Origin of the sequence: Puniceibacterium sp. IMCC21224, from assembly GCF_001038505.1 — a bacterium.
In the GTDB taxonomy this organism is placed as follows: domain Bacteria; phylum Pseudomonadota; class Alphaproteobacteria; order Rhodobacterales; family Rhodobacteraceae; genus Puniceibacterium.
In genome coordinates, this window is record NZ_LDPY01000001.1 from 1,571,374 (window position 1) to 1,584,763 (window position 13,390).

The 13,390-nt window shown below is 55.5% G+C and carries 13 protein-coding genes and 1 tRNA gene; 4 read left to right on the forward strand and 10 right to left on the reverse strand.

Annotation, left to right across the window (positions count from 1 at the left end):
- Positions 1–192: 192 nt before the first annotated feature.
- The 4 genes from IMCC21224_RS07230 to IMCC21224_RS07245 form a co-directional block, all read right to left on the reverse strand.
- A complete protein-coding gene (locus IMCC21224_RS07230) occupies positions 193–1,374 on the reverse strand; it encodes an alpha-D-ribose 1-methylphosphonate 5-triphosphate diphosphatase (protein ID WP_047994780.1) in 1,182 nt (393 codons plus the stop codon).
- A 134-nt stretch (positions 1,375–1,508) separates the two neighbouring features.
- Entirely contained in the window at positions 1,509–2,195 is a 687-nt protein-coding gene (locus IMCC21224_RS07235) for a DUF1045 domain-containing protein (protein WP_047994781.1), read from the reverse strand.
- A gap of 103 nt (positions 2,196–2,298) precedes the next feature.
- Positions 2,299–3,528, reverse strand: a complete 1,230-nt coding sequence (locus IMCC21224_RS07240; protein WP_047996945.1) for a winged helix-turn-helix domain-containing protein — start codon at positions 3,526–3,528, stop codon at positions 2,299–2,301.
- Positions 3,529–3,553: 25 nt separating this feature from the next.
- Positions 3,554–4,579, reverse strand: coding sequence for a LacI family DNA-binding transcriptional regulator (locus tag IMCC21224_RS07245; RefSeq protein ID WP_156178161.1), 1,026 nt, complete (start codon positions 4,577–4,579; stop codon positions 3,554–3,556).
- A gap of 153 nt (positions 4,580–4,732) precedes the next feature.
- On the opposite strand from IMCC21224_RS07245, the gene IMCC21224_RS07250 reads away from it, so the two are divergent.
- The 4 genes from IMCC21224_RS07250 to IMCC21224_RS07265 all read left to right on the forward strand — a co-directional run bounded on the left by IMCC21224_RS07250 (position 4,733) and on the right by IMCC21224_RS07265 (position 7,515).
- Positions 4,733–4,809: transfer RNA gene (locus tag IMCC21224_RS07250), tRNA-Arg, on the forward strand.
- A 224-nt stretch (positions 4,810–5,033) separates the two neighbouring features.
- Entirely contained in the window at positions 5,034–5,819 is a 786-nt protein-coding gene (locus IMCC21224_RS07255) for a hypothetical protein (protein ID WP_231582030.1), read from the forward strand.
- A 41-nt stretch (positions 5,820–5,860) separates the two neighbouring features.
- The gene (gene mobC, locus IMCC21224_RS07260) at positions 5,861–6,289 is read left to right on the forward strand and encodes a plasmid mobilization relaxosome protein MobC (protein WP_231582031.1); all 429 of its coding nucleotides are present in this window, start codon (positions 5,861–5,863) and stop codon (positions 6,287–6,289) included.
- Positions 6,283–7,515: a relaxase/mobilization nuclease domain-containing protein gene (locus IMCC21224_RS07265; protein WP_053078916.1), complete on the forward strand. Its 1,233-nt coding sequence runs from the start codon at positions 6,283–6,285 to the stop codon at positions 7,513–7,515. Before mobC ends, IMCC21224_RS07265 begins: the two co-directional genes overlap by 7 nt.
- Positions 7,516–7,636: 121 nt before the next feature.
- On the opposite strand, the gene IMCC21224_RS07270 is transcribed toward IMCC21224_RS07265, so the two are convergent.
- The 6 genes from IMCC21224_RS07270 to IMCC21224_RS27000 form a co-directional block, all read right to left on the reverse strand.
- A complete protein-coding gene (locus IMCC21224_RS07270; RefSeq protein ID WP_156178163.1) occupies positions 7,637–8,503 on the reverse strand; it encodes a hypothetical protein in 867 nt (288 codons plus the stop codon).
- Between the two features lie 145 nt (positions 8,504–8,648).
- Positions 8,649–8,939, reverse strand: coding sequence for a HigA family addiction module antitoxin (locus IMCC21224_RS07275; protein WP_047994785.1), 291 nt, complete (start codon positions 8,937–8,939; stop codon positions 8,649–8,651).
- Positions 8,940–9,178: 239 nt separating this feature from the next.
- Positions 9,179–9,490, reverse strand: coding sequence for a helix-turn-helix domain-containing protein (locus tag IMCC21224_RS26990; protein WP_082135155.1), 312 nt, complete (start codon positions 9,488–9,490; stop codon positions 9,179–9,181).
- 5 nt (positions 9,491–9,495) lie between these two features.
- Positions 9,496–10,893, reverse strand: a complete 1,398-nt coding sequence (locus tag IMCC21224_RS26420) for a DUF3883 domain-containing protein (protein WP_156178165.1) — start codon at positions 10,891–10,893, stop codon at positions 9,496–9,498.
- Positions 10,869–12,113 carry a DNA adenine methylase gene (locus IMCC21224_RS26995; RefSeq protein ID WP_082135156.1) on the reverse strand — a complete coding sequence of 415 codons (1,245 nt, stop codon included), beginning with the start codon at positions 12,111–12,113 and terminating at the stop codon, positions 10,869–10,871. The genes IMCC21224_RS26420 and IMCC21224_RS26995 overlap by 25 nt, the downstream gene beginning before the upstream one ends.
- Entirely contained in the window at positions 12,098–13,390 is a 1,293-nt protein-coding gene (locus tag IMCC21224_RS27000; RefSeq protein WP_231582139.1) for a DNA adenine methylase, read from the reverse strand. The genes IMCC21224_RS26995 and IMCC21224_RS27000 overlap by 16 nt, the downstream gene beginning before the upstream one ends.

The window sequence follows — 13,390 nt, forward strand, 5'->3', positions numbered from 1 at the left end:
AAATGCGTAGCCACATCCGGGGAGATACGGAAAAGGTTTGGTCTGAAATCCGCGTGCATGATGTGCCGTTTGGGTAGCCACCCAGTGTGACAAGGGCATGTCAGTTCAACAAAGCTTTTCTTGCGGCGCGCGGGAAAGGCGCAAATCAGACTGCGGTGTGGATTCGCGCCTAGGATCAGGCCGGAAGCCGGTTTATTCCGCTGCCAGCGCGATTTCGCTGCGTACCCCGAGGAACCGTTGTGCGGCTTCACCCGCCAGATGGGTAATGCGACCGCCGCTGATTGTGGCCTCAATCGCGCGGGTGTGTTTGTGAACCACAACTAGATCGGCGCGCAATCCGTAATCGATGACGCCACGGTCCGGCAGACGCAGGATCTGTGCGGGGGTGGCTGAAATCATCGCCCAGGCCTGAGGTAAAGACAGAACATTGTCGTCGACCAGTCGGAACGCCGCTTGCAACAGTGCCGGGTAGTAGAAATCCGACACCAACACATCACAAAGCCGGGTGCGGATCAGATCGATAGCCGCCACATGCCCGGCTTGTGATCCGCCACGTACCACGTTGGGGGCCCCCATCAATACCGGATCGCCGACGGCGCGTGCGAGGGCGGCGACACCGCGCCGCAAGGGAAATTCGCAAATCTTGGCGCCAATCATCGAAAACGTCTCTCGGGTTTCGCCGTCGGGGTCGTCATGGCTGCCATAGACCACGCCGAGCGTGTCGAACGCCTCGGCAAGACGGCAGAGATAGCGTGGGACATCCCGCTTTTGCGCCTGGGCGCGGCGGATCACATCCAGCATCTGGGCAGCGCTGCTTTCGGTGTCCCTTGCCCAGTTGACCAGTGAATCGGGGCTGGAAATGGCCGTGGCCAGCGTCTGCTCAATATGATTGTTGAATACGACATACTTTACGCGGTGGCGGCGTACGGCGGCAAGCAAGCGGTCAGCGGTGTCGGTGGTATGGGTCTCGCATCTGATCTGCACACGCAGATCGGTAAGGGCCTGCGCGCGGTAACGGTCCAGCGCCCGAAGGAACTGTTCCGCATGATCGGGGCTGCGCAGCCCTCCCTCCCAGCTCCAGCCCTGGGTGATCCAAGCGGTGGTGACACCGTTCGCGGCGGCATCGCGGTCAGTGGCCCGCAGGGCGCTCTCGATCGAGAAGGCCGCGTTGGGGCGTGGCATCTGATGCCGTTCACAGGCATCGCCATGCAGATCAATGATTCCAGGCAGGATGTAGTAGCCCGAAAGGTCCACCTCGGGCAGGGGCCCCTTGGAGATGCGCCCATTCTTGATCGCGACCGAACGGTTCTGCAGCGTGCCATCACGCAGCGAGGTGGCGCCGGTCAGGCGAAGGGAAAGGGGCGAAGGGATCATCGGGGGACTGCACCTGAAATTTGCTTGACACTAGCGGGGCAATGTATCGGTCAAGTGACAGAATTTTGCGGGAAATCCGGTTCTTTTCCATCAATGCGGGTGTAAATGGATCGTGGACAACCGCGCGCCGGAACTCATTCGCCAAAAGGGATGCGATGTAGCGCGTGGAACCGGCCTTGCTCATCTTCGCCGCATAGTGTCAGCGCGTCGATGACATAGGGGCGCGGTAGCAAAGGGGCCAAATGCGGCATCAACGCTGCGTGCGTGGTGGTAAGGTTGGTGCGCGACAGCCGATCGGTAAGTGTGATGTGAAACCGGAACGCCTCGAAGACGTAGGGATAGCCCCAGCGTAGCAGCAATGCGTTTTGCACAGGACTAAGGCGGGCGTTGCGGCGGCTCGCCAGTTCCAGTGGGCTCAGCGCGGCGCGCAACGGGTCGAGCCGGGTGACCGCAGCATCTGCCAGCGCCGAGAGGGCGCGGGTGTCGCCCTCTGGGGTGAGGGCCAGAAAACGACCAAGCGGGCCAAGCGCCAGCCCGTCGAGGGTTATCGGCGTCATCTCGCGACAGAGCTGTGCGAAACAGCGCGCCAGGTCGTCGGGAGTTGCCCCGGGAGCAAGGCGAAAAGGCGGTTTTATCGTTCCGTGCATGCCATATTTGCGCGGTGTCGCAGTCAGGTTATGGGGATCGTCAGGCAGACCCGCGATCTCAGGCGCGGCAGTATCTTTACCACGGGCGACGTCCCAACCCAGCCAGGCCGCGCCAAAGTCAGCCAGCGGTCCTGGCGGGCAGGTATGGTAAACAGCGTAGCGGCTGAACTGCATGGGTCTTTTGGTCCTTTCCGGCCCTGTACCACAATGATATGACTCAGATGGCATGACGCAAGCGAGTGTCTTCACCAATCTGCGGCCGCTGATGCGGGGCGGGTCAGAGTGCGCCAGGTACTCCGTTTGATGGATCGCGATACCAGCCGTCATTCAGGTCAAACCGATCCAACCCGGCAAAGCGGGTGACACGGGACAGTTCGGCGGTAAGACGTGCCTGACGCGCGTCAGTCCAGCGCACCCCAACTTCGGGCCAGAGGCCGGTGACATTTAGCACACCGCCCGCCCGGTCGGCCTTCATGTCGATCCGGCCCACCAGACGGTCACCTTCGAGCAGGGGAAAGACGTAGTAGCCGTATCGCCGCTTGGGCGCGGGTACAAAAACTTCGATCCGGTAGTGAAAGCCGAACAGCCGCTCGGCGCGCGCCCGGTCACGCAGCGCCGGGTCAAACGGGCTGAGCACGCGCATTCGGGCGGGGGGTGTCGGTGCGACCTCGGCCTCGCTCAGCACATCGGGGCGGGCAAAGCTGCGGCGCAACTGCCCGTCAGCACCCTGCACATCCACCTCGATCAGGGTACCTGCGGAGAGGGCCTGTGCCGTCCATGCGGCGGCCTCTTTCGCAGAGGCAATGTCCCAAAAGGCGGCAATCTCTCCGCTGGTGGCAAAGCCAAGCCGGTCGATCGCCGCGTTGCAGAGCCAGTCGATGCTGTGATCCGGGTCAGGGAGGACGTCGCGCAAATCGTCGGGGATCACGTTCGGGCTAAGGTCATAAACTTTGCGAAACCCGTCGCGCCGGGTCACCGACAGGGTGCCGCTGCGCCACAGATATTCCAGTGCAGTCTTGGACGGGTGCCAATCCCACCATCCACCAGAGCCGCGTGCCTCACCCTCACCCACATCGGCGGAACAGACCGGGCCCTGTTCGCGGATGCGTTTGACGATGGTCTGGCATTGCTCAAGATAGCCCGCCCGGCGACCATCGCGCCAACGCCCCGGCAACTGTTCAGCGTCCCGAGCGAACTTGATCTGCCAGTGCGGATAAAATGCCGTCGGGATGATCGCGGCGTCATGGGTCCAGTGTTCGAACAGCGTGCGGTCGCGGTCCAGCAATGGCGCCAGATGTGCGGGCCGATAGCTTTGTCGCCGGGCAAACAGGATCATGTGGTGGGCGCGTTGCACCGTGTTGATGCTGTCGACCTGCACAAATCCCAGCCGCTGAATCAGAGCGCAGAGATCGTCACCCTTGGTAGGGCCGCTTGGTGACTCTGCCAGCGCGTGACGATGCAGGAACAGCCGCCGGGCAAGGCGGTTGGGCAGGATGGAACGGGTCATGCCGAAAGTGGCCGCGCGTGCAACATCAGCGCCGCTTGAGCGTGTCGCCAAAAGTGATTTTGGGCGTCAGTTCGACCAGGGTTTCGATCTCGGCATTCGGATCTTCGACCCGTGCGGCAATGATCTGGGCGGCGCGTTTGCCGATTTCCGCTCGACAGGCATCCATCGTCGCCAGTTGACGCGGCAACCCTTGCAGCAGTTCGACCCCGTTGAACCCGGCCAGGCCAATCTGCATCGGGATATCGATTCCTTTTTCCAGCAGGTACAGCAATCCGCCCGCCGCAATCATGTCATTGGAATAATATAGAAAATCCAGATCTTCGGTGCGCTCCAATAGGGCTTGTGTCATCTCGCGCCCCTTGGCAAGAGCGGAACCGCCGGAATAGAAAATCTGATCCGCAACCTCAACTCCGCCCTTAGCCAATGCCTCGGTAAACCCTTCGAAGCGTTTGCGGGCGCGGTGATCCAGCGGCATCTTGGTGCCCAGAAAGCCGATGCGTTCGTAATTCGCCTTGAGGATCGCCTGCGCCATCATCCGACCTGCGCGGCGATGAGAAATTCCGACCATCGCATCGACCGGCGTGCCGTCCACATCCATGATCTCGACCACCGGAATACCGCTGTTCTTAAGCATGGCGCGAGCGGCATCGGTATGTTCAATGCCTGCGATGATCACGCCTGAGGGTCGCCAAGAGAGCATTTCATACAACACCCGCTCTTCTTTTTCGGGCAGGTAATCCGTGACGCCGAACACCGGCTGCAATTCAGTCTCTTCCAACACGTGGGAAATGCCGGTCAGCACCTCAGGAAACACCATGTTGCTGAGGGACGGCACAATAACCGCGACCAGGTTCACCCGCTGGCTGGCCAGAGCGCCCGCGATCTTGTTGGGAACATAGCCCAGCGTCTTGGCCGCCTCGAGCACCTTTTCCCGGGTTTCGGCTGAGACATCGCCGCGGTTGCGCAGCACCCGGCTGACAGTCATTTCAGAAACGCCAGATGCCTCAGAGACATCACGGAGCGTCAGGGGGCGGGGGTCGTCATGAGCCACATACGCTCTCCTCAATTGGGCATGTTCGCGGGTAACGTAGAACGGCAGAGTGCCACATGGTAGGGGTATCTGAACGGGATTGTTGGCAATAGGCGAAAATCGTAGTTCCAGTAGATGACAAGCCGGAAGTGGCGGGCTATGCAGTCGTGGCGTGGTCCCGTGGCTCAACTGGATAGAGCAGCCCCCTCCTAAGGGGCAGGTTGCAGGTTCGAATCCTGCCGGGGTCACCAAAAACACCTGAAAAATATGGCTTATTTACAGGGCTTTGTGCAGGAGCTTGCAGAAACTCCCGTGAGCTTTCGGGCCGAATTCTGCTGAAACGGCGGAAATCTCGTACAAATCCCGTACAAAATTCGCACGTCCTTGCGTCTTTTGAAGCCTTCCAATGAGCTGGCGGGTTGCAAACACATGCGCGGAACGGAAGTTCGGCAGCGCCACACGCAAGCAGATCATCATGTTCTTGGCGGACAAGGCGTCAGATGATGGTTCAGGTATCTGGTGTTCCAAGGGCACAATCCAGCGACATACCGAGCTGGGGGAGACCACGGTTAAGCGAACCGTCCGCGAGTTTTTGAAAGAAGGTATCTTGATCGAGACCGGCGCACGCACCTGCAAGAACGGTTTCACCGTCGTCTACCGGATCGATCTGGCCAAGGTTGAGGCGCTGGACCCCACGCTTGAACCCGAGATTGAGACGGGGTCCACAGTGGCCCCCGTCCAGTCTGGACCGGGTACGGGGTCCACTGTGGCCGGGGTACCGGGGCCACCACGGCCCCCAAACCATCCTAAAACCATCCATAAACCACCTACGCGCGAGCGCGAGGCGGCGGCGGATCAAGAAGCTGAGAAGGTTTTGGCAGCTTACCCGCCCGACCGGCTGCGGGGCAAAGCGGCCTGCCTTGTCCAGATCGAAGAGGCCATGAAGGAAGGTATCAGGTCAGAGGACATGCGGCAGGCCGTCCAAGCTTATGCCACCGACAGCGCTGGTTTTACCCGCTCCAAGGTCTGCTTTTCCGACAACTGGTTTCAGTTGCGGCGCTGGCAGGCTTATGTCGAGAAGCAGGCGGAAGATCGAGAAAAGGCGACCGCGTTGCAGGCGGACCACCATGCGCGGCTGGCCTGCTGGATCAGTGATCGCAGCCCGATGTGCAAACACATCACGGCCAAGCAGATCGACGGATTGCTGGCCTCAAGGCTGGTGACGCAGGCCCAAATCCTAGCCGCAGGCCTCAAATCATGACCGCTACTGATCCCACTGAAGAGCAAACAGCAAGGCGACCCATGTCATACGCTGGCGCTGCTGACACGGGACCTTGCGAGGGGCGGCAAGCCTCCCCTTCGAACCCCACCGGCGCTGGCAAAGCCCGCACCAAAGAGCCGCTGGCCGAGACCTTCGTCTTTCGGTGCACAGCGGCAGAGAAGGCCCAGTTGCGCGCCAAGGCCGAGGCCGCTGGCTTGCCTGCCGCGACCCTGCTGCGCGAGGCACTTGGGCTGACCGAGGCCCGCCGTCGCAAGCCCATCCCCCGCGTCGATCCGGCGCTCGTGCTGGCCGTCGGGCGCATCGGCGGCAACCTCAACCAGATCGCCCGCTGGCTGAACCGCGCGATGCTGGCGGGTCGCGTTGATCTCGACACGCTCACCGTTGCCCGCCGCTTGCTGACAATCGAGCGCCAGCTTGCCCAGATCGTCGAGGCCGCACGCCGATGCTGATCAAGTTCTTCCGCAACGGCAAAGGCGCGGGGGCGGGTCCTGTCGGCTACCTCGTCGCGGACAAGGTGCTGGCCTATGACGACAACCGCGACCTGATCCGCGATGCAGACGGCCAGCCGATGACCGTGACGCGGGAGCCTTTGCCTGAAGTCCTTCGCGGCAATCCCGACCGCACCGAAGCCCTGATCGATGCCAGCCGCCACCAGTGGACCTACCGCGCGGGGGTGATCAGCTTTGCCGCCGAGGATGCCCCGACCGAGGATCAGCAGGCCGAGGTCATGGACGGGTTCGAGCGTCTGGCCTTCGCGGGGCTGGACCCTGAGCAATATGACGTGCTCTGGGTCCGACATACCCACGAAGACCGGGTCGAGCTTCACTTCTGCACACCGCGCTTGGAACTGACCTCGGGCCGCAGCCTGAACATCGCCCCGCCAGGCTATGAGAAGGCCTTCGATAGCCTGCGCGACGTGATGAACCAGCGCCACGGCTGGGCCGATCCGATGGAGCTGGAGCGCACCCAAGAGGTCCGTGACGCCATCGAGACACCAACCCGCGCCCAAGGCCGCGACGAGTTGCATGGGTGGCTCCAAGACCAGATCAGCGTCGGTCTGATCATCGACCGTGCCAGCATGCTCGATGCGCTCACCGATGCGGGCTTCGATATCCCGCGCGCAGGCAAAGCCTACCTGACCGCCCAAGACCCCGACACCGGCGAGCGCTGGCGTTTGAAAGGAGAGATTTTCCATGAAAACTGGCAAGCCGACCCGGCTGAGCGAGAAGTTGAACGCGGAGCTGGACACGATCCGGCAAGACTACGCTGCCTCGATGGCATCCCAGCTCGAGAGCTTCAGGACCGATTTGAGCAAAGTTGCGACCATCGCGCATCGTACAATGGTAATCCCCCCATTAAAAATGGGGGGATTACCACGACACCCCTGACAGCCTTGGAAAGCGACTTGCTCGCCTGCGTCGAGCGGTTGGTGACGGCCTGCGAGGTCTCAGCAAAGGAATTGAGCGGATTAGAGGAACGCTCGACGAACAGGATGCAGAGCCAGCTGGATGGTATCGCACAATGCGTGACACTGCTGGTGCGTTCGCAAGCCGTATCAATGAAAGCATTGCGTGGATTGTTGAACAAGGAAGCGAGCTACGCGACGCTGGACGAACAATTGAGCACGAGCTTGAGCTTAGCGAAGGACGCCGAAGAGAGGCTGAGACAGAGCTAGAGGAGCGGGAGGTCGAGATGGATCGGGGGATGACGCATTAGGAGTCAGTTGGGGTCAGCAGTGTGGCGAAGCAAACTTTCGCTGCTCATACCAAATACCTGTGAAAATTGGTGCGAAGTGTTCAGAGATCGAAATGGGAGGCACATTTTACCCAAAGCGGAATTTGGGACAAGTCTACTTTGGAAGCGAAGTCGCTTCCATAACGCTGTCCATCAATGGCACTCAGAACCTTCAGTGTGCAAAGCGCCTGATTTGTTGCCAGCATAGGTAATTCTGAAAACTGACTTTGCCACTCGACAATAAACGCAGAAATCAAATCTCTTCCGGGGTCAACCGTCAGAGACCAGTCGTTCTCGTTAAGCGATCTCATATGAGCGCCGACTGACTGTGCTGCTGGATGAGCGTAGCCGCAAAGTTCAGTATACATATCATAAATTCTTGGTGCATAGGGCTCCAAGCTTTTGACATACACGTGTGTCCGCTCGGCGCGATGGCTGTCAGCACTATCTTCGCCGTTCTTCACCTTCCTTGCGTGAGTATAGTGAATCAATGAATTTTCTAAGTCACTTGAAGAAATAAAAGGATTCGAGTTTCCGCCAAGCATTCTTTTTATTTCTGAGCTATTTTCAGCTATCGTGAGCGGCACCAAATTTAGGGAGTGAATAGTGTCTCCGGAAAATTCAGTAAGTGCGCGAACGGACGACATGAATGATAAGAAATTATCGTCTTCATAAGCAGAATCGATTGCCCTTACCCAATTGACTGTTCTGATGATCGCGGTTGCACTTGAAAAGTGGGCTCGGTCCAAAATTTCTTGCCAGTATTGAATGCCCGCTCGACCCATATCTTTGGATGCCAGGTCTCTAAACTCATCTTCGCTCAAAAAGTTGTAAACGATGTTACCGTCTCTAAACTCTCCAACAAGAGTAGACAGGTTAGTCATGATCGTTTGACCAGTTTCACCAAAGATTTGTGTTACGTTTTTCACGAGACGCCCCCAAAATTTGGATCAATAGGCCATATAAACTAACTGATATAAAGGGCAAATAGCCTTGAAGCGGACATTTTTGCGCGCCGCAGCAACCACGGTGGCGTAAGTGCAGAATTGCACCCATTTACGCGACTGGCTGCCACTAGGCGGCAACGAGCGGTTCGATGCTAGACACGTCGATTTCTTTGGCCGCTACCGCCATGTCGTAGTTTGTCTGCAGGTTCACCCAATAAGCCGGTGTCGTGTTGAACACGCGGGCGAGACGGAGCGCCGTATCAGGCGTGATCCCCGTAGTTCCCTTGATAAGCCGCTCGATGCGTGTCCGGGGTACACCCAGACGTCGCGCAAACGCGATTGCTCCCAGGTCCAAGGGATCAAGATAAAGTTCTTTCAGGACTGCACCGGGGTGTATTGGTTCATCAAGTACGCTCATCAACATTCCTTTCTTGCGGTAATAGGCAGTCTCGATTTACTTAGTGCCGTCCGGCGTCTGAAAATATTTCGTGGTAACAAAACCCATCAAGAAACACCCTGTAGTCCCGCAGAAAAACTCTACCTCTTGCTGGATTTGTGGAGGAAAGCCCAGTGATTGCTCGTATGTTTGGTCCGAATGACAAGCCGCGCAATGAAAATTCACCTGCCATGGCCAATTTTGTGAAACGACCAGGGCAACTAGTCATCAGCCTTCGCGGAATTTTTTTGAGCGACTTTTTGGTAAGGGCGTGTACCTATTGTTTTTGGGTCTGCATCGATACCGTTGAGCAGATCCGACATGGATATACCAAGTGCAAAAGCTATCCGCGAGAGTGTCTTAAGATTTAGGTTTTGCCGACCTGCTTCAACTCTCCAAGCGTAGTTATTGCTCATTCCTGCTGCCTCAGAAAACGATTGCTGAGAATGACCAGATTCCATCCGAAGCTGTCGAATCCGAAGTCCAACTGCCTGTAAGAGTGGTTCACCGACTTCTTTCGTCTGTTCTGTCATGCGATCTACTCGTCATCTTCCGCTGGGAGAAAGTTGATTTCGTAAATTGCCGTTGCGAAATCAAGTTGATCAAAAGGTGACTTAAGTTCGCATAGTACTGGCGCATCGTTCAGATTTCCAACCCGCAAGATAACGTAGGTTTCAGGGTTAGCGTCCGCGAATACTTTCTCTGGAGCGGACATAAAGAAGCGCGTTTCTAGCGGCCCCTGAGTAGCCTTAACTTCAACTAGTCTGTCTGTCCCATCGAGTTCAAAGGATTTGATGTCATATCCTTTCGTGTCATCTTCCAATGACACATGCTCGATTTTCTCTACCAGATCAGGATGGCCGCGTAGTCTCCATTGTTCATATTGAAGCGCAAATTCCTCGCCGACACGGCCAACTATGTCGTTGCGTTCTTGCTTTCGCTTATGGTCAATTTTCTTCGGAGCAGAGCCCCCCTTTTTTCTAGGTTTTTTCTTAGGTGGTTGAGGAGCCGCGCGTTCTACTTTTTCAAAATTTATCTCAGCTGGCAGCTTTAAGATGGCATCTGGCTTGGTAGTATCGGTGCGACCACCTTTAGCCTGGTCACTTGCAGGACCGGCTGGAATCCCGATATTGGCGATAATCGCAGCAAACTTTTCTATCTGTTTTTCGTCAAACGAGTCCCATTGCCTTGGCCGTCTGGGTTGCCCAAACTCCCGCAGCAATGTTCGCGGATCTTGCTTTGGCGTTGCCATTATCTCAAGAGCAAGGCAGACCGTTGCTCGAGCCTTTCCACGTGGAATTTTTCCGCCAATGGCACGGGCAACTTGATCTGCCGCTGATTGTGTTTCCTTATCTGCGGCAACCTCTTCAGCATAGTCATCAAGGTCATACTCAATGGCCTCAACAGGTACTTTTTCGTCTCTGAAAGCGGAGCCGGGCGCAAAGCCATCTATAGAGTTGTCAAGGTAATTCAGAATGAAGAGCGCATCCCAGTTGTCGAGTAATTTGTGCGGGTCGTATGATGACCGGAGCTCAGCCCAGTATTCAGCATACGATACATAGGCATCTACATTCAGTTGCCGAGCTTCATGCATAAGCAAGAATGTCCGCGCAAACTCATCTGCCATGGAGTCGTTCGCCACATCGTACTTCAACCAAGAATCAAGTGTCGCGTTGCCTAACTCTGTAAGTGTCGCCGTATCGACGGCACCAACTACAAGACCTGCGCTCCTAAGATCCGTTATTCTTTGGACTTGATCATTGTGAGTGAGCGGTTCACCAGCCCGAACAGACAATAGATTAACCGTTACATCGTCTAGATCACGCATTGATGTAGCGAATGGATCAAGACGGCGCTCAGTTGTTCGATTACTTTTGCCGGTGGCTGTTAACCAATCAAGAACGCGTGCTCCTAGCCCGACATCATCCCAATCCACTGCTCGCTCCTATCGTCACCTGCTTTTGCGGCGATACTAGCCTTGCTTGCGGAGAAAAGAAATTCCTTAACTTCCTTTGCCTTATGGCCACCATAGCTTTGGTAGTTAGTTCGGGAAACCGGCTGAAATTTGACGCTGTTCGGTTGGAACAGGTCACTACGAAAGAATGCTTCAAGAACTTCTTTTCCGAGGAGCTCGCTTTCCGCAGTCTTAAATTGTCCCCAATGGTTTCGGCCATCGAAGTAGCTTAAAACAACATGGTCTGCTTTGGAGCGTTCAATGAGGCGCTTGAGTGAGGGCATGAAGCCAGTTTTGCTGCAAAAAGTTGACTTGAAATCACTTTCCATGTTTTGCCCTCGAACAAACTCAATCCGCGCAAAGAAGTTGTCAAGGTCATCAACTTCTGCATGGGACGAAAGCAAGTTAAGCATGAAGTAGTACGATGTATATTGCCGAAAATTGTATGGTGGATCGAGATACAACACTCGGTGACGAGGGATCGTGCAAACAAAATCCATCGAATCTTGCTCTTTGCCGATGTGAGTGCTCTTCAAACCGCTAAAAATCTCGTCGGGCGGCACTTCAAGCGATATAAAATTAAGTGCCCGAGAATCGATAAGATCCCTTGGGAAATCATGATAAGTGCCTTGCGTATTGCTTACCTTTTCAACGGCACTTAACAGCATTGCTGTTAGGATGCAGCGAGTGCGCTGATCAATTGATTCCGTTCTAAACCAATGTCTTATGCGTGAAAGCGCTCTATCAATCGCTTTAGCGTTGTCGGTTGAAAAGAAGCGACGGCGACCGGTAGTGCCCCTTGAGCTTTGAAAGCCACTTTTTTCGCCTTCTTCACAATAATGATCAAATATGTCAGTGCGGCGTTCGAGCTGAGGAAACTTTCCATCATATGGTGCTATGAGTTCGGTTGCTAAGCTTTGCCAGAGTTTCCTTCGCTCTGTCGAAGATACTACACGACCATTAGGCGCGTATGGATGGTTTCCCGAAAAGAACGCATGTGCGAAAACCCAAGAAAAGTGATTGATGTCGTTGCACGCAACGCGGTAACCGGCTCGACGAAGTGATGCAGATACTGCCAAAGAGCCCGAGAATGCGTCAACAATTAGGTCGCCTGGGCTGGCAAGTTCGCCAATGGCATTAATGATCTCATCCGAGATCGTAGATTTGTTGCCAAGATAGCGCTGAATTAGACCGATTTGCATAGTATCAGAACTTCCTTGTCATCGCGTTTTGAGTTTGAGTTTCCTGTGCTGTTGAACTGCCTATAACGATGATCCATCGTTTGACATTCCACTCGGCTTTTCCCAAAGGCACCAACGCATATTTCTTGTAGCTCGGAAAGAGAGACCATTCTAGCGTTTCCATCCGAACCAGCGGAAGATGCAGAGTAGCTGATTATCGCAGAAGCGCCTTGGGCTGCGATCTTACCCATTAGACTAGCGAATGCTTTGGGCGCTTTGGAGCGAGCACTGAAAGCAGATTTATAACGGTTTTCTGGGTAGAGCCCTGTCGTAATCGGGGTGTTCGCTGGCAGCTTTGGCACTCCATCATCCGCTAAGGTCTCTAGAAAATGGTAAAATCGAGAATATTGCTGAGCTGTATAAGGCGGATCGAGGTAATAGAGTTGCTGAGCACCAATATCGCTAACGATGTTTTCTGCAGCGCCTTTTAGTGAGCGATGTTCATCTTGGGAATAGAACGGTGTGGAGGACACAGATTGACAGCCCTCCAAGAACCGAACGATGATGTCTTCGCGACGATCAGAAAGAAGTCGCCCATCGAGAAAGCGAGTATTTTCGGAAGTGGTTTTAAATGGCTGTGCAAAATGCTTTCCTGCTGAGTGCACGGCCACTGATGCGGCATGCATCAATGCGGTTTTCGAAGCAGCCCGCTGCCACAAAGACAGTTGCTGGTTGCCCGCAAGCTCTGCACAAAGTGAGTGCAATATATCTAGCGAAAGTGTTTGCCTAACTCCAAAATAGCTACCGGCGTACACTGAAGTCATCGGTGATGTATTTGATGCCGTATCAGGCCGTTTCCAAGATAATGGAAGCCCTTCATAAAGATCTCGAAGAGCTGAAATATCTTGAGTGGCGATGGCTTCGTCCTCACGAACCATCGCACTCGTCCATTGAGCATATTCAGGCGTCGCCATTTTTCTATCAAAGTGTTCGTTGAGCCCCTCGAGGGTCAAATTTTCGCCTGCTACTCGGTGCACGCCAAGAAGAGCAGTTCCAAAAATTTCAGCATAAGCTTGTGTATCTATTGCAGTTACTTTGTAGCCGTCTGAAGCAAGCGCCTGAGCAACAACCGTCGAGCCCGTGAAAAGGTCCACGACTTGTGCGTTGGGAGCAACCAGCTCCGCAACTGCAGCCCGAATTTCATTTAGCACTCGCATCTTACTGCCCAGATATTGAACCGGGCGGTAAGGAGCATAGTCCGCTTTCGCGGCTTCAGAAGTAATTGGCGCACTGACCAT